At 37.6% G+C, this 21,406-nt stretch carries 20 protein-coding genes; 9 read left to right on the top strand and 11 right to left on the bottom strand.

Going from position 1 to position 21,406, the window contains the following annotated elements:
• Together V0410_RS16765 and V0410_RS16770 are read left to right on the top strand one after the other, a co-directional pair.
• Complete coding sequence (locus V0410_RS16765; protein ID WP_330744960.1) at positions 1–2,283, top strand: GH92 family glycosyl hydrolase; 2,283 nt, start codon at positions 1–3, stop codon at positions 2,281–2,283.
• Positions 2,284–2,307: 24 nt separating this feature from the next.
• Positions 2,308–2,805, top strand: coding sequence for a phosphoheptose isomerase (locus V0410_RS16770; protein WP_047380263.1), 498 nt, complete (start codon positions 2,308–2,310; stop codon positions 2,803–2,805).
• Positions 2,806–3,065: 260 nt separating this feature from the next.
• On the opposite strand, the gene V0410_RS16775 is transcribed toward V0410_RS16770, so the two are convergent.
• The 5 genes from V0410_RS16775 to V0410_RS16795 all read right to left on the bottom strand — a co-directional run bounded on the left by V0410_RS16775 (position 3,066) and on the right by V0410_RS16795 (position 9,333).
• On the bottom strand, positions 3,066–5,771 hold the full coding sequence (locus V0410_RS16775) for a TonB-dependent receptor domain-containing protein (protein ID WP_330744961.1): 2,706 nt from the start codon (positions 5,769–5,771) through the stop codon (positions 3,066–3,068).
• A 67-nt stretch (positions 5,772–5,838) separates the two neighbouring features.
• Positions 5,839–6,201 (bottom strand): hypothetical protein, encoded by a 363-nt coding sequence (locus tag V0410_RS16780; RefSeq protein WP_330744962.1) that lies wholly within the window; start codon positions 6,199–6,201, stop codon positions 5,839–5,841.
• A gap of 19 nt (positions 6,202–6,220) precedes the next feature.
• Entirely contained in the window at positions 6,221–6,871 is a 651-nt protein-coding gene (locus V0410_RS16785; RefSeq protein WP_442879150.1) for a hypothetical protein, read from the bottom strand.
• Positions 6,872–6,943: 72 nt separating this feature from the next.
• Positions 6,944–7,630, bottom strand: a complete 687-nt coding sequence (locus V0410_RS16790; protein ID WP_002982671.1) for a response regulator transcription factor — start codon at positions 7,628–7,630, stop codon at positions 6,944–6,946.
• A gap of 158 nt (positions 7,631–7,788) precedes the next feature.
• Positions 7,789–9,333, bottom strand: a complete 1,545-nt coding sequence (locus tag V0410_RS16795) for a sensor histidine kinase (protein ID WP_062673264.1) — start codon at positions 9,331–9,333, stop codon at positions 7,789–7,791.
• 201 nt (positions 9,334–9,534) lie between these two features.
• Here V0410_RS16795 and V0410_RS16800 point away from each other — a divergent pair, with 201 nt between their 5' ends.
• A complete protein-coding gene (locus V0410_RS16800) occupies positions 9,535–10,026 on the top strand; it encodes an SRPBCC family protein (protein ID WP_330744964.1) in 492 nt (163 codons plus the stop codon).
• A gap of 115 nt (positions 10,027–10,141) precedes the next feature.
• On the opposite strand, the gene V0410_RS16805 is transcribed toward V0410_RS16800, so the two are convergent.
• The 5 genes from V0410_RS16805 to V0410_RS16825 form a co-directional block, all read right to left on the bottom strand.
• Positions 10,142–10,480, bottom strand: a complete 339-nt coding sequence (locus V0410_RS16805) for a hypothetical protein (RefSeq protein WP_120232485.1) — start codon at positions 10,478–10,480, stop codon at positions 10,142–10,144.
• Positions 10,481–10,643: 163 nt separating this feature from the next.
• On the bottom strand, positions 10,644–10,889 hold the full coding sequence (locus V0410_RS16810; RefSeq protein ID WP_330744965.1) for a four helix bundle protein: 246 nt from the start codon (positions 10,887–10,889) through the stop codon (positions 10,644–10,646).
• Between the two features lie 15 nt (positions 10,890–10,904).
• A complete protein-coding gene (locus V0410_RS16815; RefSeq protein ID WP_330744966.1) occupies positions 10,905–12,947 on the bottom strand; it encodes a S9 family peptidase in 2,043 nt (680 codons plus the stop codon).
• A gap of 171 nt (positions 12,948–13,118) precedes the next feature.
• Positions 13,119–13,859 (bottom strand): uroporphyrinogen-III synthase, encoded by a 741-nt coding sequence (locus V0410_RS16820; RefSeq protein ID WP_034691594.1) that lies wholly within the window; start codon positions 13,857–13,859, stop codon positions 13,119–13,121.
• Positions 13,860–13,871: 12 nt separating this feature from the next.
• Positions 13,872–14,540, bottom strand: coding sequence for a DUF4271 domain-containing protein (locus tag V0410_RS16825; RefSeq protein ID WP_330744967.1), 669 nt, complete (start codon positions 14,538–14,540; stop codon positions 13,872–13,874).
• A 240-nt stretch (positions 14,541–14,780) separates the two neighbouring features.
• Between V0410_RS16825 and V0410_RS16830 the strand changes: the two genes are divergently transcribed.
• From V0410_RS16830 to V0410_RS16845, 4 genes are all read left to right on the top strand, one after another.
• Positions 14,781–15,497 (top strand): polyprenol monophosphomannose synthase, encoded by a 717-nt coding sequence (locus V0410_RS16830; RefSeq protein WP_227941131.1) that lies wholly within the window; start codon positions 14,781–14,783, stop codon positions 15,495–15,497.
• Positions 15,498–15,502: 5 nt separating this feature from the next.
• Complete coding sequence (locus V0410_RS16835; RefSeq protein ID WP_330744968.1) at positions 15,503–15,871, top strand: DUF4296 domain-containing protein; 369 nt, start codon at positions 15,503–15,505, stop codon at positions 15,869–15,871.
• A gap of 66 nt (positions 15,872–15,937) precedes the next feature.
• Entirely contained in the window at positions 15,938–17,068 is a 1,131-nt protein-coding gene (gene tgt / locus V0410_RS16840) for a tRNA guanosine(34) transglycosylase Tgt (RefSeq protein WP_047427159.1), read from the top strand.
• Between the two features lie 6 nt (positions 17,069–17,074).
• Complete coding sequence (locus V0410_RS16845; protein ID WP_034691587.1) at positions 17,075–18,187, top strand: LptF/LptG family permease; 1,113 nt, start codon at positions 17,075–17,077, stop codon at positions 18,185–18,187.
• On the opposite strand, the gene V0410_RS16850 is transcribed toward V0410_RS16845, so the two are convergent.
• Positions 18,181–18,894 carry a biotin--[acetyl-CoA-carboxylase] ligase gene (locus tag V0410_RS16850; protein WP_110008377.1) on the bottom strand — a complete coding sequence of 238 codons (714 nt, stop codon included), beginning with the start codon at positions 18,892–18,894 and terminating at the stop codon, positions 18,181–18,183. The genes V0410_RS16845 and V0410_RS16850 overlap by 7 nt on opposite strands.
• 87 nt (positions 18,895–18,981) lie before the next feature.
• Between V0410_RS16850 and rsfS the strand changes: the two genes are divergently transcribed.
• Together rsfS and ftsH are read left to right on the top strand one after the other, a co-directional pair.
• Positions 18,982–19,347, top strand: coding sequence for a ribosome silencing factor (gene rsfS / locus V0410_RS16855; RefSeq protein WP_047097448.1), 366 nt, complete (start codon positions 18,982–18,984; stop codon positions 19,345–19,347).
• Positions 19,348–19,368: 21 nt separating this feature from the next.
• A complete protein-coding gene (ftsH, locus tag V0410_RS16860; protein ID WP_330744969.1) occupies positions 19,369–21,390 on the top strand; it encodes an ATP-dependent zinc metalloprotease FtsH in 2,022 nt (673 codons plus the stop codon).
• Positions 21,391–21,406: the final 16 nt, after the last annotated feature.

Below are 21,406 nucleotides of genomic sequence, written 5' to 3' on the forward strand. Positions count from 1 at the left end.
ATGAAGTTTATATTTTCCACTTGCTTACTGTTATTACAGGCCTGGGCTTTAGGTCAGAATGTATCTCCCGTAGACTATGTGAATCCTTTAATGGGAACCCAATCCAAACCTTCATTATCCAATGGAAATACCTATCCGGCAGTCGGACTTCCTTGGGGAATGAATATCTGGACACCGCAGACCGGTAAAATGGGCGACGGATGGGCATATACCTACGATGCAGATAAAATAAAAGGATTTAAACAAACCCACCAACCCTCTCCATGGATGAACGATTATGGCGCATTTGCCATCATGCCTGGAGTGGGAAAAGTGAAGTTTAAAGAAGATGAAAGGGCAAGCTGGTTCAGCCATAAAGCTGAGGTTACCACACCTTACTTCTATAGTGTTTATCTTGCTGACATCAATGTCACAACAGAATTTACACCTACAGAACGAGCTTCTTATTTTAAATTTGATTTTCCAAAGACAGACAGCGCTTACGTAGTTGTCGACGCTCTGAACAAAGGTTCTTATATCAAAATTTTACCGAAAGAAAGAAAAATCCTGGGTTATACCACAAGATATTCTACCGGGAAATATGAGAATTTTAAAAACTACTTTGTCATTCAGTTTGATAAAGATTTTGAACTCACAAAAACATGGAAAGACAATAAACTGGTGAATGATCAGTTAGAAATTACCAGTGATCACACCGGAGCTGTAGTAGGTTTTAAGCTTAAAAATAAAGAAACGGTTTATGCAAAAGTAGCCTCTTCATTCATCAGCTTTGAACAGGCAGAACTTAATCTTAAAAGAGAAATCGGAACCAGAAACTTTGAGCAGGTAAAAACCGATGCGAAAAATATATGGAACAAAACTCTAGGAAAAATAGACGTAAAAGGAGGAACTGATCAACAGTTGAGAACCTTTTATTCCTCTTTATACAGAACTTTATTCTTCCCGCAAAAGTTATATGAGATTGATGCTCAAAACAAAATAAAACACTGGAGTCCTTACAACGGGAAAATTGTTGACGGAAGAATGTTTGCAGGAACCGGTTTCTGGGATACTTTCCGTGCATTGTACCCTTTCCTGAATCTTGTGTATCCAAGTATCAATGTAGAAATGCAGGAAGGATTGGCCAATGCTTACAAAGAAGGTGGCTTCTTACCAGAGTGGAGCAGTCCCGGATATTCTGATATTATGATTGGAAACAATTCCGCATCCGTAGTAGCAGATGCTTACATCAAAGGGCTTCGCGGATATGACACAGAAGCACTGTGGCAGGCTGTAAAACACGGAGCAAACAATGAAGGTCCTATAGAAGCTGTGGGCCGCGCAGGCGTAAAGTATTATAATGAATTGGGCTATGTTCCTTACGATGTAAAGATCAATGAAAATGCAGCAAGAACATTAGAATACGCTTATGATGATTTTTCAATCTATCAGTTAGGAAAAGCATTAGGAAAACCTGCTTCTGAGATTGATATCTACAAGAAAAGAGCTTATAATTACAAAAATGTATTTGATAAGGAAACAGGCTTAATGCGTGGTAAAAATAAAGATGGCAATTTCCAGAAACCTTTCAATCCATTCAAATGGGGAGATGCTTTCACGGAAGGAAACAGCTGGCATTACACATGGTCGGTTTTCCAGGACATTGATGGGCTGGCAGAACTGATGGGCGGAAAAAAGAAATTTGAAGCCAAATTAGATGAAGTATTTTCATTGCCTCCGATTTTTGATGACAGTTATTATGGAGGCGTGATCCACGAGATCAGAGAAATGCAGATCATGAATATGGGCCAGTATGCCCACGGAAACCAGCCTATCCAGCACATGATTTATCTGTACAACTATGCAGGTGCACCTTACAAAACTCAGTATTGGGCGAGACAGGTGATGAATAAATTGTATCATGCCACTCCGGACGGATATTGTGGTGATGAAGATAACGGACAGACTTCTGCGTGGTATATTTTCTCAGCTCTGGGTTTTTATCCGGTAACACCGGCAACAGATCAATACGTGTTGGGAGCACCATTATTTAAAGAAGCTACCATCCATTTGGAGAATGGTAAGAAAATTGAAATAAAAGCTCCGGAAAACAACGCGGAAAATCTATATGTAAAATCATTGAATGTAAACCAACAGTCATATTCCAAAAACTGGCTGAGCCATAAAGAACTGATGAAGGGAGCCGTTTTAGACTTTAAAATGGACAGCAAGCCCAACAAGGAAAGAGGTTCACAGGAAAAAGATTTTCCTTATTCAATGTCAAAAGAAGAATCAAATAAATAAATTTTAAATTAAAAATATAGCTGTATGAGTACAGAAAAAAAAGAAATATTCGATAGAGTAGAGAGCATGCTGCAGACACAAGGTTTTAATATCGCAGCAAAAGACGATACAAGACCATGGGGAGGATTCTTTGTGATTGATGAAACACAGGCACAGGATTTTGCCAACCAATATTTCGATGGGATTGATGTAGACAACCTTAGAATAGGAGGGAAGCTGAGCCCGAAAATCCTTATCGTAGCTCCTGAAGCAAGATTAAGCTGGCAGTACCACCACAGAAGAGCTGAAATCTGGCAGGTTGTAGAAGGAACGGTAGGAATCAAAAGAAGCAATACCGATGAAGAAGGAGAGTTGGGAGAATACGGCCCGAAAGATCAGGTGAAACTTCAGCAGGGAGAAAGACACAGATTAATTGGTCTTGCAGGCTGGGGAATTGTAGCTGAAATCTGGCAGCATACCGATGCTTCCAATCCTTCAGATGAAGATGATATCGTAAGAGTACAGGACGACTTTGGAAGATAAATAAAAATTCCGCTTCATTGAAGCGGAATTTTTATTGGTAAGGAAGCTTGAGGATGGAAGAGGGGAGTTCCTGGTGGTTTTCAGAACTTTTGGATTTTGTCCGTTATGAGTGGCGAATTTTACCTGCTTATGATAAAATTCAAACCTTATAGGTTTCTGAAACCTATAAGGTTTTTGTGTATTCAGCTATTATCCTCGATAAGATAAAAACTTTACTTGGTTATAGACACTTCCAGCATCATTCTTCCAGCTTCCAGCCTTTAAAATGTCACATCCAGTCCCACATAGAAGTTAGCTTTCATAATCGGAGCGTATACCATTCCGCCATCAAAATAATTTCCGAAAGGATTTTTAAAATCTACAATCGCATTTTTCTGATAGTAAGAAGTAAGGTTTTCACCACCTAAATAAGCTCTGATCTTTTTATTGAAATTTCTTGAAATCTGAGCATTAAGAACTGCATAAGATTCTGAATAAGTCGGTAACTGAAACTCTGCAGGATTACTTGAAGTATCAGGAAGTCTTTGCTTTCCAACCCAGTTTAAAGTCGTATCAAAACTCCAGAATCCGCCATTATCATTTTTATTGGTCGAATAGGCTAGGTTCACAAACCCTCTGTGCTTCGCCATAAAAGGAACTTCTCTTCTTCCACCGATATAATCAGCCTGCACGTCATAATATTTATAAGCCAATCTTACTTCAAGATTTTTGACAGGCATGAAATCCCATTGGGTCTGGAATGAATTGGCAAAAGACTTTCCATCCAGATTATAAAACGTCAGCTGTTGAGGAGACTTATCCAAATCTACCAATACCTGATCCTGGAAATCTGTTCTGAAGAAGTCTGCAACAATGCTCGATTTTCTTCCGAATAACTTAAATTCCTGTTGTAAACTCGCCCCATAATTCCATGCGATTTCAGGTCTTAATCCATAAATATTTCCTCCGTTAGGCAGAATATTAATCGCTCTGTTCGATGCAAAATACTGCTGGCTTTCCGCAAAAACATTTGCAGTTCTGAATCCTCTTCCGGCAGAAAGTCTTAAAATTGTCTGAGGTGTGAAGTCATATTTAAAGTTCAATCTTGGTGTAAACTGGGTTCCTGCCAGATTGTGGAAATCTACTCTGGAACCAGCTACTAAAGTATATTTTAAACCAGTTAAAGTATATTCAGCAAAAATTCCCGGTACAATTTCATTTCTTCTCATATCGTCCAGCAAATACGTTTCTTTGTATCCGTCATATAAGAAACTTGCTCCAGCCTTATATTTGTGGTTGGTATTCCCGATGATGCTTTCAAAAATTAAATTGGAATAATATGTGTGCTGTTGTCCCGCATAATTTCTCAATCCAAAGAAGCTATCCTGCTGGTGATACACATACTGGTTCATCCAGCCGATACTCTGGTAAGGTTTTCCTTTAAAAACATATCCTGTTTTGTTCCAGACCTGAAATCTTGAAATATCGATTCCAACCCCATAAAAAGGCTGTTTGTCCTGACCCAGTTTTTTATCAAAACCAATCTGTCCTGCCGTTCTTTCATCCCTGATAAAATTAATTCCAAAGTGAGACCCGAATCCCGACTTTTCAAGGTCGTTATAATTCAATAAATACGCTGCATTGATCTGTGTTCCTTTCGGTCTGTCCAGAAAGCCGTCATCATTCATATCCGTATTCCCGAAAGTTCCGTTGCCGTGAAGAAGAAAGGTTTGCGACCATTTATCGTTGATAGGGGAAACATTGGTAATATTGATTTCTGCTCTTCCATTAAAATCAGAAAAAAGGTTCAGCGACGTTTCAGGTGTCTTGGCATTCTTTAAAAGCTCAGTATTGATCTGTCCTGTGATACTTTCATAGCCGTTCGTTACGGTACTTCCTCCTTTGGTAAGCTGAATACTTTCAATCCACCTTCCCGGGATAAAATTTAAGCCATATGCAGAAGCCAGACCTCTGATTTCCGGCAGTTGTTCTTTTGTCAAACTCGTGTATTTCTGATCCAGACCAAGCATTTTCAGCTGTTTTGTTCCCGTAACCGCATTGCTGAAAGAAACATCTACCGTTGCATTGGTTTCGAAGCTTTCAGACAGATTACAGCAAGCGGCCTTTAACAGCTCTTTTTTATCAATATTAAAAACAAGTCCGGCTTCTTTCTTACTTAAAGCGGTCGCTGCCTTAGAACCTGTTACGACAACACCATCAATACTTTTTTCATGTTGAGAATGATCCTCTTTAGCTGGTGAAGTCTCATTGTCTTTATGGTCGTCATGCTTTGTTGCTTCTTCGTAATGAACCTTTGGATTAGGCTGCCCGAAAGTAAACTCTCTGTCATAAAGACAGCATCCCGGAAGTCCATTGTAAACAGCATCTGCAGCTTTGTATTTTTCATTATCATGTCCTGCATCAGCAATAGCCTTTAAAATCTTATCTGATGAGGTTTTTGAAGGGTCAAAATGTAAAGTAACCGTTTGTTTCCCCGCATTCCATTCTGCAGTATCGGCACCGGCATCTTTGGATGCTTTTTCAATTCTGGCTTTACAAGAAGCACAGTTTCCTCTTACGTAGAATTCATTCTCTTTTTTAGTGGAAATAGTAGCTTCTGCATGATGCTCATGATTGGTTTCTGCCGGTGAAGGCTGCAGATCTCTGTCGTAATGACAACATCCCGGAAGTCCTTCATAGGTTGTATCAGAAGCCTTAAATTTCTCATTGTCATGCCCTGCTTCTGCTACTTTTTTCAGAATATCATCAGCGGATGCTTTGTCTGTTTCTAAGGTTAATGTCTGAAGATCAATGGAGTACACTGCTGTTTTTGCGCCCGCTTTTTTAGCGGCACTTTCAATTCTTGTTTTGCACATTTCACAGTTCCCTTTGACCTTGAACTGATTTTTTGAAAGTGTTTGAGCAGATATACATTGTGTAAATAGGAATAATGCACCAAGTATGAACCTGGAAATATATAATTTCATTTTGTTTAAAGTTTTAATTAATTAAAAAACAGTTCATTATAAGGCATAATGAACCCATGGTATTTAATTAACCTATCTTGGGCGGTTGCCAGATTTCCTTCAAACGGTCTGAAAGATAAGGATCTGAATATTGAAACTGAGGATTCTTATTCGCTTTGTAATAAGACAGTTCCAGACGTAGATTTTTTGAAAAAGGGGTTTCAATAAAAGTATAGCAGGCAATGCATGATGAGCAGCAGTCATCATTACATGATTTTGTGTTATCATGTTTGCTGTCTTTTTTTGAAGAATGATTTTTACAGCAGTCCATTTTCTTGGAAGATTCTGCTTTACAGCATGTTTCCTGCATTTCCTGTGCATAGAAATAATCCTTGGGAATCAGAAAGACTCCCAGACAAAAAACTATGGCAAGTAGGTGAAACAGCTTCATCTCTGCAAAAATACAAAATTTATGGCAAAGGATCACCAACTTTTAGAGAGCAGCTGTGCCAGGGTTCTCCGTGTGCCGGGTTCAGTTTCGGTTTTTCTCCCATTGCGAGATTCTGTGCTGCAGATGCAGGAGCCGGACTTGAAGTTGCTTGAACTGCATTTTGCACTGCCTGTGGCGCAGAAGCGGGCTTACTGTTTAAGGGCTGTCCCACGGGAATATCGCATCGGTGTCCAGGCTGTCCGTGTGGAGGATTCATTCCTGGTGCAGTTTTTACCTGCTTCCCGTTATTATCAAGGGTGATTTTTCCCGGTGATACAGCATTCGGATCAATCTGGATGGTATTGCTCCCGCTCACATTTACATTTTGTGTTGCAGGAGTAGCTGCGGCAGGTTGACCATTTAAAGGTTGTCCTACCGGAATATCGCATCGGTGTCCCGGTTGCCCGTGTGGAGGATTCATTCCCGGAGCGGTGGTCATAGGAGCAGGAGTAGCGTTGGACTGGATGCCTGCCTGTTCCATTAGAGCAGTTTTTGAGGTGGTATTTAGAGCTACGTTGGGCTGGCCAGCGTTGGCTTCTTCTTTTAAGTAAGTAGCTCTTTCATCCTTTTTACAGGATGCGGCTAAGAGTGATACGGCGATCAAACCTATAAATGTATTCTTCATATCCATGGGTATGAAACAAAATTAGCAAAACATTTTCAATTGTTTTGCTAATTTTATACTTATAATTTGATTTTTGGATTAATTTTTTACCAAAAGTCTAAATCCTTCCCCGTGAACGTTGATGATTTCCAATCCTTCGTCGTCTTTTAATAACTTACGAAGCTTGGCAATATAAACGTCCATACTTCTTGCTGTAAAATAATTTTCTTTTTTCCAGATCTTTCTTAAAGCAAGATCTCTCGGCATGAAATCGTTTCTGTGGATGCAAAGAAGTTTTAATAATTCGTTTTCTTTAGGAGAAAGTTTATATTCTTTATCACCTACTTTCAGCTGTCTCAGCATAGAGTCAAAGAAAATATTACTGATTTTGAACTGCTCCTGTTCCTCATTTTCCAAGGTAGAACTTCTCTGAAGAATTGCTTTTATTTTGTATAAAAGTAGCTCAGTATCAAAAGGTTTTGTAATATAATCATCAGCACCTAACTGATATCCCTTCAGGATATCTTCTCTCATGTTTCTTGCAGTAAGGAAAATGATAGGTGTATTTTTATCAATCTTTTTTACGTCTTCCGCTAATGAAAATCCGTCTTTTTTAGGCATCATTACGTCAAATATGCAGATATCGAATTCATTTTCTGTAAATTCTTTAAGTCCCTGCTCCCCGTCAGTGGCAAGAGTCACTTCAAAATTATTGATGGTCAAATAATCTTTAAGCACCGCCCCGAAACTCTGATCGTCCTCTACTAATAATATTCTGTTGCTCATAATTTTAATAATTAAAAATTAACAATTAAGAATGAACTTCCTCACTCTATCTTCTATATTTTGATATTTGGTTTAACTTTATAATTGATGATGATTATTGATAACTGATGTGAAATAGATCGGTATCATTTATCGCTTATCATCTATCATTTATTTTTCTAGCTCATCGGCAGTTTTATCGTAAACGTACTTCCTTTTCCTTTATGAGAGTCTACAATAATCTGTCCTTTGTGCAGTTCTACAATTTTCTTAACATAAGAAAGTCCCAGTCCCTGGCCTTTTACGTTGTGAATATTTCCGGTTTCTTCCCTGAAGAATTTTTCGAAAATTTTGGTTTTATTCTGTGTATCCATTCCCATTCCTTTATCGGAAATTTCAATCACATACCAGTGTCCTTCATTTCTTGTTTCCACATGTATTTCCGGTGCTTCAGGAGAATATTTATTGGCATTATCCAGTAAGTTGACCAGCATATTGGAGATGTGGAATTCATCTATTTTAAAATTATACTGAGTGGCCGTGAACTTCTGCGTAAGGGTTCCATTCCTTTGTTGTACAATCAGGTTGAAAGATTCTGTCGTTTTTTTGATCAGCTCTCTTACGTTGGTCTCTTTTAAAAATAATTCCACTTCATTTCGTTCAAGCTTGGACATGTTAAGTACATTTTCCACCTGCTTTTTCATTCTTAAATTCTCCTGCTTGATCAGTTCGGAATAGTATTTTACTTTATCCGGATTGGTGGCAATTTTATCATTAGCCAATGAATCCGTTGCAACAGAAATGGTTGCCAATGGCGTCTTAAACTCGTGAGACATGTTGTTGATGAAGTCTGTTTTTACTTCAGCAAGTTTTTTCTGCCTCATCATATAATTGATGGAAATAATATAAATCCCAAGAATGGTAAGGAGAGAAAGGAATGTTCCCAAAAGCATCGGCCAGTTATTCATCGCCAGGGAATATTCTTTTTTAGGAAATACCAGGGCAAGGCTGTATAATGTATTTTTCTTATCGGCAAACAGAGGAAAGCTGTAGGTATTACTATCTTTCTTTTCTTTATAAGCCTTATTGGCAATGCTTGTAAGCTTATTATTACGATCCAGAACTCCATATCCGAACTTGGCAGTGATACCTCTTATTTTCAGTTCTTTGGCAATAACGGAGTCAAGGGTTTTCGGGTCTACTCTTTTAGTAATAGGAAGGTTGTTTCCATATACTTTCACAAACTCTTTCATGGAATAATCTCCCGTTTCAATCTCCTGATTGATATCTTGCGTTAAAAGTTCGCGATTGGTGGTATCTCTTTTTATTTTGTAAGCAGCTTCATCTGTATACAAAGTCGTCAGCTTAATAGAATCTCCTTTTTGAGAAATAGGCAGCTGCGTTTTTTCAATAATATTTTTGGAATAAATAATCTGTCTTTGAGTACCGGAGTCTTCTACCTGCTGAATGGTAGTTAAAGACGGCTGTTTGCTGTTCGCAAGAATGTTTTTTCTGAAATCTTTATAATCCTGATTCAGGTATTTGTCAGCTTCAATCTCTTCAATACTTTTTGAAGTACTTTCCAAAACCGCATACACTTTATTTGAAAAATCCTGTTCCAGTACGCCATAATAGCCTTTCAACCAATAAAATTGGAGCGTTACAAAGACAATCAGTGAGATCGTCATAAACACTGAAATTATTGGGATGAATTTGTTATTCATTATTTAAAATATATATGTTTTGGAAAAATGAATGTTAAAATTAATTTTTTTAAGAGTACATAAACAAAAAACGAGCCAAAAAATTGTTTTTTTTTTCTTAAAAGAGTGTTTTTTAACAATTATTTATGAATTATCTTTTACTTGTCATATGAAAAGTCCTTTCAATAAATAAAATGCTAACTTTAATAAAAATAAATATATATGGAATCTACGATCATTTTCAACAAAGATTTTGATGCATCAAGTGCTTATGTTATGAAGATTTTTAAGGCTGATGTTACAACCGTATGGAACTATTTTACACAAGCAAGATTATTGGATCAATGGTGGGGACCTAAACCGTGGAAATGTGAAACGGTAAGTCAGGATTTCAAGGAAGGAGGCATCTGGATGTACACAATGGTAGGTCCAAACGGTGAAAAAGGACCTATGTATGCTCAAACTCAATATGGAGAAATTACAGAACATAGAAGTCTTGACTGGATGAGTGCTTTCTGTGATGAAAAAGGCAATATCAATGAAGACTTCCCAAGGTCAAAATGGCTGATTGGCTTTACCGGAGTGGAGGAAGGAACTAAAGTAACCATCAATATCCATTACCATTCTCCTGAAGTGATGAAAAAGCTTATGGATATGGGATTTGAAGAAGGCTTTAAAATAGGACTGAATCAATTGGAAGAATTGATTGGATGATTTTGAAAATGTAAAAAGCACTTATTTATAAAAAAGAGGATTTTCCATTGGAAAACCCTCTTTTTATTTATCGCCAGGGATTAACTTCCTGCTTCCATCTTCACGCTTCCTGCTTTTACAAAAGCTCTTCTTCCTGAAAGTACTGTATAATCGCCTTTTTCATAAGCAAAGTCTGCTCATTAGGCTTGAGTTCCGGAAGTTCTTCCACAGTTTCAAAGTGGGGCCATCCGTCTTCATAGTGGGTAAATTTATAATATCCAAAAGGCTCAAGCAATCTGCAGACTGCAATATGAATCAGGTTTACCTTGTCTTCTTTCGTATATTTTTGCTGGCCGCTTCCCAGTTCCTGCAACCCTATCAGAAATAAAAGGGTTTCAATGGGCGGGTTCTTCTCTGTCTGGAAATTGTCTTCAAAGAATTGTTCTATTTTTTTCCAGTATTCAGCTTCGTTCATATAATTGATAAATGATGATTAATAATTGATCTTGTTAACGTTTTAATTCTTCACCTAATTTCTTTTTATAAGCAGAGGTTACTTTCAAAATTTCACTGGCTTCGTTAATAAGAATATCTAAATTTTCTTTTTTTAGTATATGGAGTTCATCTATTAACTCCAGTCAGAATAAAGTTTCGTCAGCTTCTTCTACAACAATGCATATTTTGGAATATTTTTCTTTGGTAGATCTGGCTCTGCACATTGCTCTATAGTTGCTTGCTGTGGATGAAACAGATCTGAAAACTTGTTTCCTTATATTTGATATTTTATCAGAATATGAAATATCAGACAACTCATTAATGATTGCAATGGTTAAAGATTTAGTCTTTTGTGCAAACATCTGGTTGTAGTTGTTGTCCATACTCATATCAATTATCTTTTATCAATTATCATTTATCTTTAAAAGAAACGCATACTCCAGTGCATCTTCTTTCAGAGATTCAAATCTTCCGCTTGCCCCTCCATGTCCGGAGCTCATATCAGTTTTGAAGATTAAAATATTATTGTCCGTTTTTAATTCTCTTAATTTGGCGGTCCATTTTGCAGGCTCCCAGTATTGTACCTGAGAATCATGGAATCCTGTAGTGATCAGCATATGAGGATAATCTTTCGCTTCTACATTATCATAAGGAGAGTAGTCTTTCATGTAATGATAGTATTCCTTATCATTAGGATTTCCCCACTCATCATATTCTCCGGTTGTCAAAGGAATCGTATCATCCAGCATGGTTGTAACAACATCTACAAAAGGTACCTGTGCCACAATTCCGTTGAATAACTGAGGTTCATAATTTACCACAGCGCCTACCAGCAATCCGCCGGCACTTCCTCCCATCGCATACATGTGTTTTGATGAAGTATAATTTTCCCTGATCAGGTATTTTCCGGCATCAATAAAATCAAAAAATGTATTTTTCTTAAACAGCATCTTCCCGTCTTCATACCATTCTCTTCCCAGATATTCTCCACCACGGATGTGAGCAATAGCATAAATAAATCCTCTATCCAGCAAAGACAATCTTACATTGGAAAAGCTGGCATCAACAGTATGTCCGTAGCTTCCATATCCATATAAAAGAAGCGGAGTGTCAGGTGATTTCTTAGTGTCTTTATGATAAACCAGGGAAATAGGAACTTTTGTCTTTCCATCTCTTGAATCTGCCCAGATTCTCTCCGAAATATAATTTTCAGGAGCAAACTTTCCACCCAAAACTTCCTGTTGTTTCAGAAGTTTTGTCGTCTTTTCCTTCATGTTGTACTCATACGTGGAACTAGGCTGTGTAAGGGAAGTATATCCATAGCGTAAAATTTCCGTATCAAATTCCAGATTGATCCCGATATAAGCTGTATAAGTAGGATCGGAGAAAGGTAAGTAGTAAGACTCCTGTGTTTTCTCGTCAATGATTTTGATCTGAAGCAATCCTCTTTCTCTTTCCTCAAGAACCAGATAATCTTTAAAGATCTCAAAACCTTCCAGTAAAACTTCTGCACGGTGCGGAATCACATCAACCCAGTTTTCCATGCTGCAGTTATCAATCTTTGCCTTTACAATCTTGAAATTGATCGCATCATCCGCATTGGTAATGATATAAAATTCGTCTTCATAATGCTCTACTGAATATTCAAGATCATCTATCCTTGGCTGGATCACCGTCCATTCTGCAAATACATTGTCTGAAGGAATAAAACGATGTTCATCCGAAATAGTGCTTGAGCTTGCAATGAAAATATACTCTAATGATTTTGTCTTAAATACATTGACATCAAAAGTCTCATCTTCTTCATGGAAAATCAGAACATCTTCCGCTGAATCTGTTCCCAGCTTGTGCCTGTATACCTGAAATGCACGAAGGCTTTTGTCTTTTCTGATGTAAAAAATATGCTGGTTATCATTCGCCCAAACGGCTTTCCCTGTAGTATTAGGGATCGTATCCGGCAAAATTTCTCCTGTCTTTAAATTTTTAAAATTAAGCGTATAAATTCTTCTTCCTACATCATCTGAAGAAAAAGAAGCCAGTTCGTTATTGGGGCTTACTGCTACACTTCCTACTTCAAAAAACTCTTTGCCGTCTGCCAGAATATTAACGTCAAGTACAATTTCCTCATCATTCTCAAGGCTTTTGTACTTTCTGCAGAAGATAGGATATTCTTTGCCCTCTTCATAACGCACAATATACCAGTACTCATTAAAGAAATAAGGCAGAGACTCATCGTCCTTTTTGTAGCGGGCTTTCATCTCTTCGAAAAGCTCTTCCTGAAGAGCTTCCGTATCTTTCATGATGAATTCTTCGTAGGCATTTTCCTCCTCAATGTATTGGATCACTTCAGGGTTTTCCCTTTCATTCAGCCAAAAGTAATTATCAGTTCTTCTATCGCCGTGTTTTTCTAATATTTTTTCAATTTTTTTTGCCTGTGGAGCTTTCATCCGGGGTATTTTTATTTTTTTATTGCATAGAATGTTCTTATACTTTTTCTTCTGAAAGTAAGTAATTTAACCAGAAATCCTTTCAATATTAATTTTTGTTCAAATTTAGGTAAAAAAAAACCATCTTTCCTTTATTGAAAAGATGGTTCACTGTATTTTTATAATTAAAGACTATTTGTGAAGTGCTTTAATATACTTTTCAAGGGCCATTGTCATAGAAGGAGTTTCCTTCGTTGGTGCCATTAAATCTACTTTTAATCCTGCTTCTTCCGCAGCTGCCAAAGTCGTGTTTCCGAAAACTCCGATCTTTGTTTCATCCTGCTTGAAGTCAGGAAAATTTTGTTGCAGTGATTTGATTCCCTGCGGGCTGAAGAAAATCAGCATGTCATAATCTTTGACATTGATATCCGTAAGGTCGCTGCATACGGTACGGTACATAATTGCTCTTGTCCAGTCTACATTAGATGCATCCATGGTTTTTACAATATCCGGGCTCAAAACATCTGAAGATGGCAGCAGATATTTTTCAGTCGGGAATTTTTTGAAAAGAGGAAGCAGGTCTGAGAAGTTCTTCTCCCCAAAGCTGATTTTTCTTTTTCTGTACACGATATGCTTTTGAAGATAGTTGGCAATTGCTTCCGACTGGCAGATGTATCTCATCGTATCCGGAACGGCAAAACGCAATTCCTCTGCTAATCTGAAGTAATGGTCAATCGCATTTTTACTGGTAAAAATAATACCGGTATACTGCGTCAGATCTATTTTCTGTGTTCTGAGCTCTTTATTGTCAACCCCTTCGACGTGGATAAATGGACGGAAATCAATCTTTATTTTTTCCTTCTTCGCTATATCCAGATATGGAGAAGACTCACTAGGCGCTGGTTGAGAAACCAATATAGACTTTATTCTCATCATTGACTTTTATTAAAAAAATAACAACTTCCAAAGCAATAATAATGGTGCGATTTGGAGGGTGCAAATATACAAAAATTTATAATACCATTTTTCAGGAAGAATCTTGTTCTTGTGAAATAAATAGAAAAAGACTTTGAAAATGAATACAAAAGCGAAGAAGCAGAAATAATATAAAAACATTTTATTTCTGTCTATCGGGAAGTAATAATGGGCTACACAAAGAATTATTAACAAAAATGAAAGAATGAAATAGAACTTTGTGGAGGTAAAATAAAAAATAGTCCATTTTTTTCCATCCCCTATACTTTGGTAAAATAAAAAACCTAATGTTGATTTTACTAAATAAAAAAACAGCACTGCCAGCAAAGTATAACCCAATTTATTAAGCTGATATCCCAAAAGCTGAAGATCCGCAATATATTTCGGTACTACAGGAACATACTGTGAAATTAATACAGACAGAGTAAGTGTAGTCACACAGGAGGTGATGATCCAGCTGGGAAGGTTGTTGCTTGCATCAAAATATTTCTGAAGCAGAAAATCTCTGAGACTGGCATCTCTTTCTATGACGTTCATCATAAAAACGTATAAAAATATACAGCCCACAAGGATAAAGATTACCCAATCATTATTTTCAGGTATTCTTACGTGATTGATGAAGTGTTGTGATGATGGCAAAATTTAATTTTTTTATTTATTATTTAACTTCAGATAACACAGCCCGGCACAGATTTTCCTGTCACAGGATCCATGAATCTGCAGTTAAAATATTTGCTCTCATCGATTTTACGTATTGTTCAGATCTGTTGAATAAAAGGATCTGTTTCATCCGCTTAATCCCCGAGAAATATTTTTGCAAAATTATAGATTATTTTGTATAAAATAAAAAGGTTAAATAAACTATCTTTGCAAACTGAAATGAAAAAACTCGTCATCATCCCAACCTATAACGAAAAGGAAAATATTGAAAATATTATTTCCGCGGTTTTTGCATTGGAGGATGACTTTCATATCTTAGTAGTAGATGATTCTTCTCCCGACGGAACAGCAGAAGTTGTAAAAGAATTGCAGAAGAAATATCCGCATTATCTCCACTTGTCAGTAAGACATGTGAAAGATGGACTGGGAAAGGCTTATATTCATGGATTTAAATGGGCCATCGAAAATAAATATGATTATATTTTTGAGATGGATGCCGATTTTTCACACAATCCTAACGATCTGCCGAAACTTTTTGAAGCCTGCAGAAATGCAGATATGGCCATCGGATCCCGTTATTCAAAGGGAGTAAATGTAGTGAACTGGCCCATGGGAAGAGTACTGCTTTCTTACTTCGCCTCAAAATATGTACGGTTTGTACTAGGCCTTCCTATTCATGATACCACAGCAGGATTTGTCTGCTTTTCAAGAAAAGTACTGGAAGAAATAGGATTGGATAATGTAAAACTGAAAGGATACGGATTCCAGATTGAAATGAAATTCAGAGCTTTTAAAAAAGGTTTCAGAATTGTAGAAGTTCCTATTATATTTACCAACAGGATTTTAGGAGAAAGTAAAATGAACGGCGGAATTATCCATGAAGCAGTTTTTGGAGTATTGAACTTAAAATGGAAATCAATCATCAACAGATTATGAAACTGATGAAAAAGTTAATCTTTATTTTCGTTTTGCTGGGCCTGTTTTCGTGCGGCGATTATATTGATAAGCCCAAAAATCTGGTCGATAAAGGTTTGATGGCAGAAATCATTGCCGATCTTGCGATCAACGATCAGGCTATCTTTATCTATCCTGACAAAAATATGGAAGCGGGGACAAGAGCTGTCTTGAAATCACATAAGGTCGCACCTGATGATTTTGTTAACAGTTTCAAATACTATGTAATTAAAGAAGAAATGGACGGGATCGCTAATGACGCACAGGAAATATTGCTGAAAAAAGATCCCAAAGCAGATAAATATGTAAAGGATAAGCTGAAACAGAATGGTGCTGTAATGCCTGTAGTAAGGTAAAATGGACACAGAAGTTTCTGCGATACAAAAAATCACTGGTAAAACAGTGTATAAACAAGTATAGAGATGAAATTTTTTAATATAGAAAAAACCTCTGAAGGAAAAGCAAGAGCAGGGGAAATTACCACAGATCACGGGAAGATTCAAACTCCTATTTTTATGCCTGTGGGAACTGTAGCAAGTGTGAAAACAGTTCATCAGAGAGAATTAAAAGAAGACATTAAAGCTCAGATTATTCTGGGAAATACTTATCACCTTTACCTTCGTCCGGGCATGGAAACGATGCAGGATGCAGGTGGTTTACACAAATTCATGAACTGGGATCTTCCTATCCTTACTGATTCTGGAGGTTTTCAGGTATTTTCATTGGCAAGCAACAGAAAGATGACAGAAGAAGGTGCGAGATTCAAATCTCACATCGACGGAAGTTACCACATGTTCTCTCCGGAAAGATCAATGGAAATTCAAAGACAGATCGGAGCCGATATTTTCATGGCTTTTGATGAATGTACACCTTACCCTTGTGATTACAACCAGGCAAAATCATCGATGGAGCTTACCCACCGCTGGCTGAAAAGATGTATTGATTGGACGAATGATAATCCTGAATTATACGGACATAAGCAAAGACTTTTCCCGATTGTTCAGGGATCTACCTATTCTGATCTTAGAAAAATCTCTGCAGAAGTGATTTCCGAAGCAGGGGCAGAAGGGAACGCGATCGGAGGACTTTCTGTTGGAGAGCCTGAAGAAGAAATGTACAGAATCACTGATGAAGTGACAGATATCCTTCCAAAAGAGAAACCAAGATACCTGATGGGAGTAGGAACTCCGTGGAATATCCTTGAATCGATCGGGCTGGGAATTGATATGATGGATTGCGTAATGCCTACAAGAAATGCAAGAAATGCAATGCTTTTCACATGGCAAGGGGTGATGAACCTTAAAAATGAAAAATGGAAACGCGATTTTTCGCCTTTGGATGAATTTGGAACCAGTTTTGTAGATCGTGAATATTCAAAAGCGTATCTTCGCCACCTGTTTGTATCTAAAGAATATCTGGCAAAACAGATTGCTTCGATTCATAACCTTGCATTCTATCTCGATTTGGTAAAAGTAGCCAGAGAACATATTATGGCAGGTGATTTCTACGAATGGAAAAACTCTGTAGTACCGGTTCTCAGACAAAGACTGTAAAAAAATATGCTTAAAATTGTAGACAGATATATCATTAAAAAATACCTTGGAACTTTCAGTTTCATGTTGGTATTATTGTCTATAGTCGTATTGGTAATCGATGTTCAGCAGAAGATTCCAAGGATAGAAAATGCCAAGGCCATTGATCCGAAACTGGATCTGACCTATTTTCTTATTCATTTTTACCCTTTCTGGATCATCAATCTTGTGGTGACTTTCCTTTCCATTCTGGTATTTATTTCGGTGATCTATTTTACCTCCAGGATGGCAAATAATACTGAAATTGTTGCTATTATCAGTAGTGGAGCCAGTTTTCACAGATTTTCCAAGCCTTATCTGGTTACTTCCATTTTTATTGGGTTGATTGCTCTTGTAGTCTATCATATGGTGCTGCCGTGGGCCAATATCAAGAAAAATGAATTGGAAGCGTATACGTATAATGCAGCCAATAAAGAAAAGATTTTAGGAACGGCACCTGCTTCTTCACAGCTGAGTAAGACGGAGTATATCTTCGTTGATTCCTGGAATAAAAGAGAAAAAAGAGGGTCGAGTTTTGTCTATCAGAAATATGATAAAGACAGAAAAATGACTTATGAGCTGAAGGCAAGTGAAGTGTATTGGGATAAAGCTAAAAAACAGTTTGTTCTAAATAACTATCTGGAAAAAACAATCAATAAAGACAATACCGAAAAACTCGGAAACGGAATAGAATTAAGGAAAAATTACGGGCATTCGCCGGAAGAACTTTTCCCTAACGAGCTCTTAGGACAAAATAAAACCACTCCGGAACTTTTGAAATTTATCGAAAGAGAAAAAGAAAGAGGAAACAGCAACCTGAACTCTTACCTGAATGAACTTCACCAGAGGACTTCCATGCCTGTTTCAATCATTATTCTGACATTTCTGGCGCTTTCCCTGTCATCACAGAAGAAAAGAGGAGGATTAGGAGTTAATCTTGCAATAGGGATCTCACTAGCCTTCATTTTCGTGTTTTCATTCGAAGCCTTAAAAGTGGTTTCGGAAAATAAAAGTTTGTCTCCGGCTGTAGCCATGTGGCTGCCTAATATGGTGTTTTTACCGCTTACCCTTTATTTGTATATCAAGAGAGCGAATCAGTAAAGTAATTTTACTTCTTTGTGATAAAAGGAATGCATTCCGTCTTCCAGTTCGATCCAGAGTTCACCCTTTTCGTCTGCACGCCGGATAATGCCATTTTGTCGCGCTTTTTCAATTTCAAAGACCGATATCTGATCTTTTCTGAAAAGGTTTTTATTAAATCCATCCAGGATTTCCTGATCTGAAGGTATGTTTTTAAGCTTTTCACACAAATATTCATGAAGGTTTAAGGCAAGTTCTTCCAGATCAAATTGGATTCCTGTCTGCGTCAGAAGTGATCCTGCATTGGATATTTCATCAAAATTTTCCTGCAGAATGTTGATTCCAGCTCCGATGATGAAATAATTATTTTGATTAATTTTTTTCTTTTCTATTAAAATTCCAACGATTTTTTTACCTTTAAGGATGATATCATTCGGCCATTTGATTTTTACCTCAGAGTCAGACAATATGGCAAGGAAATCCCGGATCACCATTGCGGTATAATAATTGAACATAAAGTCGGAGCACAGGATGTTCTGAGTATTCACTGCCAGCGTATAAGCCAGATTTTTTCCGGCAGTCTGAGTCCAGATATTTCCATACTGACCACGGCCTTTAGTTTGATTAAAAGTATGAAGTCCTATAAAATTTGAATCTCCGTAAAGTAAAAACTTTGATATTTCGTCATTAGTAGAAGAACATTCTTTCAGGTAAAAGAGTTGGCTCATTTAAGAAAACTTTAAGAGATTAAGAGGGTAAAAGTAAGGTTAAAGTAAAGAAAAAACAATAAATTTGCAGATTATAGTATTTTTTTAATGAATAAAACAGCAGAAAAACAAGCGTTAATAGATAAAATCGTTGAAGCTATCCAGGATGTAAAAGGGGAAGACATTATGATCTTCGATCTTTCAAACATCGAAAACTCCGTAGCAGAGACGTTCGTGATATGTAGCGGAAACTCAAATACACAGGTGGCTGCATTGGCAGGAAGTGTAGAGAAGAAAGTAAGAAACGAACTGCAGGACAGACCTTGGCACGTAGAAGGTACCGAAAATGCGATGTGGGTTTTGGTGGATTACGTTTCAGTGGTGGTTCATATATTCCAGAAACAGGTACGTGAGTACTACGACATAGAAGAACTTTGGGGTGACGCAGTCATTACCAGAATTGAAAATGAATAATAAAAATTTTAAAAAGTCTAAATGAATAATAAAGGATTCAACTGGTTCTTTCCTATTGCAATCGTAGCTCTTTTGCTATTCTTTGGCTCCAATTTCCTTGGAGGTGATGCAGCAAAATCTATTGATGAAGATGGTTTCTTTAGAGAAATGCAGGCGGGCAAAGTCCAGAATATAATTATATACAAAGACATAGAGAAAGCTGATGTTTTCCTAACAAAAGAAGCAAAATCGGCAATGGTTTCCAAAGCCGGAAAAGAAAACAACCCTCTTTCTGCCTTCGAAATGGCTCCTAAAGCAGATTTTTCTGTGAAATATGGAGACCTTCAACTTTTCCTTCAGAAATTTGAACAGGTCAAAGCCAGTAATCCGGTTATTAAAACAACTAAAGATTACGGTACAGGTAAGAGTGCATTAATGGACATCCTGGTTCCTGCATTGGTTTGGATTTCTATTCTTGGATTATTCTACTTCCTTCTTTTCAGAAAGATGGGTGGAGGCGGAGGTCCTGGTGGACAAATTTTCTCTATCGGAAAATCTAAGGCAAAGCTTTTTGACGAAAAAGAAAGAATTCAGGTAACATTCAAGGATGTTGCAGGATTGGAAGGTGCTAAAGAAGAAGTTCAGGAAGTAGTGGATTTCTTGAAAAACTCTGAAAAATATACAAAACTGGGAGGTAAAATTCCTAAAGGAGTTCTTTTAGTAGGACCTCCGGGAACTGGTAAAACCTTGTTGGCGAAAGCGGTTGCAGGGGAAGCTAAAGTTCCGTTTTTCTCACTTTCAGGTTCCGATTTCGTTGAAATGTTTGTTGGGGTAGGAGCTTCCAGAGTAAGAGATCTTTTTGCTCAGGCAAAAGCAAAATCTCCGGCCATTATCTTCATTGATGAGATTGATGCTATCGGACGTGCCAGAGGGAAAAATAATTTTTCCGGTGGAAACGACGAAAGAGAAAATACTTTGAACCAGCTTCTTACTGAAATGGATGGTTTCGGAACAGATACCAACGTTATCGTAATGGCAGCAACCAACAGAGCGGATATCCTTGATAAAGCTCTGATGAGAGCAGGACGTTTTGACAGATCTATTTATGTAGACCTTCCGGAACTTCACGAAAGAAGACAGATCTTTGATGTTCACCTGAAAAAGATCAAACTTGATGATAATGTAGACAGAGAGTTTCTTGCCAAACAGACTCCAGGATTCAGTGGAGCAGATATTGCCAACGTTTGTAATGAAGCAGCACTTATCGCAGCAAGAAACAACCATACTTCAGTAACAAAACAGGATTTCCTTGATGCTGTAGACAGAATCATCGGTGGTCTTGAAAAGAAAAATAAAGCAATCAAACCTTCTGAAAAAAGAAGAGTGGCTTACCACGAAGCCGGGCACGCTACGATCTCTTGGCTGGTAGAGCACGCATCTCCACTTTTAAAGGTGACGATCGTTCCCAGAGGACGTTCACTGGGAGCAGCGTGGTACCTTCCTGAAGAAAGACAGCTTACCACTACTGAACAGATGCTGGACGAAATGTGTGCAACATTGGGAGGTAGAGCAGCAGAGCAGGTGATCTTCAATAATATTTCTACAGGAGCACTTTCTGATCTGGAAACCGTAACAAAGAGAGCTCAGGCAATGGTTACAATCTACGGATTAAGCCCGAATATCGGTAATATTTCTTACTATGACAGCTCAGGCCAGTCTGAATACAATTTCGGAAAGCCTTATTCTGAAGAAACCGCCACAAAAATTGATGCAGAGATCAAATCAATCATCGAAAATCAATATGAGAGAGCGGTAAGAATTCTTGACGAGAATAAAGATAAGCTTGACGCTTTAGCAAGTAAATTGCTTGAAAAAGAAGTGATCTTCCGTGAAGACCTGGAAGAGATTTTCGGAAAAAGAGCATGGGATCCTGAATTGACAGAGAAACCTGTAACCAATACTATTCCTGAAAAAGATCAGCCAATTGTAGAGGAAACACCTCAGATCAAAGAGAAAGAAGAAGAAAGCGAAATACAGGCTCCCGAAAGCCCGACACAGCTTTAAGATTCTTAAAAAATAG

Source organism: Chryseobacterium sp. CP-77, from assembly GCF_036362765.1.
Taxonomy (GTDB): Bacteria; Bacteroidota; Bacteroidia; order Flavobacteriales; family Weeksellaceae; genus Chryseobacterium; species Chryseobacterium cupriresistens.

What these genes read in the sequence shown, in the direction of transcription:
- V0410_RS16765 (WP_330744960.1), top strand. Translation starts at nt 1, where the DNA reads ATGAAGTTTATATTTTCCACTTGCTTACTGTTATTACAGGCCTGGGCT.
- V0410_RS16770 (WP_047380263.1), top strand. Translation starts at nt 2,308, where the DNA reads ATGAGTACAGAAAAAAAAGAAATATTCGATAGAGTAGAGAGCATGCTG.
- V0410_RS16775 (WP_330744961.1), bottom strand. Translation starts at nt 5,771, where the DNA reads ATGAAATTATATATTTCCAGGTTCATACTTGGTGCATTATTCCTATTT.
- V0410_RS16780 (WP_330744962.1), bottom strand. Translation starts at nt 6,201, where the DNA reads ATGAAGCTGTTTCACCTACTTGCCATAGTTTTTTGTCTGGGAGTCTTT.
- V0410_RS16785 (WP_442879150.1), bottom strand. Translation starts at nt 6,871, where the DNA reads ATGGATATGAAGAATACATTTATAGGTTTGATCGCCGTATCACTCTTA.
- V0410_RS16790 (WP_002982671.1), bottom strand. Translation starts at nt 7,630, where the DNA reads ATGAGCAACAGAATATTATTAGTAGAGGACGATCAGAGTTTCGGGGCG.
- V0410_RS16795 (WP_062673264.1), bottom strand. Translation starts at nt 9,333, where the DNA reads ATGAATAACAAATTCATCCCAATAATTTCAGTGTTTATGACGATCTCA.
- V0410_RS16800 (WP_330744964.1), top strand. Translation starts at nt 9,535, where the DNA reads ATGGAATCTACGATCATTTTCAACAAAGATTTTGATGCATCAAGTGCT.
- V0410_RS16805 (WP_120232485.1), bottom strand. Translation starts at nt 10,480, where the DNA reads ATGAACGAAGCTGAATACTGGAAAAAAATAGAACAATTCTTTGAAGAC.
- V0410_RS16810 (WP_330744965.1), bottom strand. Translation starts at nt 10,889, where the DNA reads ATGAGTATGGACAACAACTACAACCAGATGTTTGCACAAAAGACTAAA.
- V0410_RS16815 (WP_330744966.1), bottom strand. Translation starts at nt 12,947, where the DNA reads ATGAAAGCTCCACAGGCAAAAAAAATTGAAAAAATATTAGAAAAACAC.
- V0410_RS16820 (WP_034691594.1), bottom strand. Translation starts at nt 13,859, where the DNA reads ATGAGAATAAAGTCTATATTGGTTTCTCAACCAGCGCCTAGTGAGTCT.
- V0410_RS16830 (WP_227941131.1), top strand. Translation starts at nt 14,781, where the DNA reads ATGAAAAAACTCGTCATCATCCCAACCTATAACGAAAAGGAAAATATT.
- V0410_RS16835 (WP_330744968.1), top strand. Translation starts at nt 15,503, where the DNA reads ATGAAAAAGTTAATCTTTATTTTCGTTTTGCTGGGCCTGTTTTCGTGC.
- tgt (WP_047427159.1), top strand. Translation starts at nt 15,938, where the DNA reads ATGAAATTTTTTAATATAGAAAAAACCTCTGAAGGAAAAGCAAGAGCA.
- V0410_RS16845 (WP_034691587.1), top strand. Translation starts at nt 17,075, where the DNA reads ATGCTTAAAATTGTAGACAGATATATCATTAAAAAATACCTTGGAACT.
- V0410_RS16850 (WP_110008377.1), bottom strand. Translation starts at nt 18,894, where the DNA reads ATGAGCCAACTCTTTTACCTGAAAGAATGTTCTTCTACTAATGACGAA.
- rsfS (WP_047097448.1), top strand. Translation starts at nt 18,982, where the DNA reads ATGAATAAAACAGCAGAAAAACAAGCGTTAATAGATAAAATCGTTGAA.
- ftsH (WP_330744969.1), top strand. Translation starts at nt 19,369, where the DNA reads ATGAATAATAAAGGATTCAACTGGTTCTTTCCTATTGCAATCGTAGCT.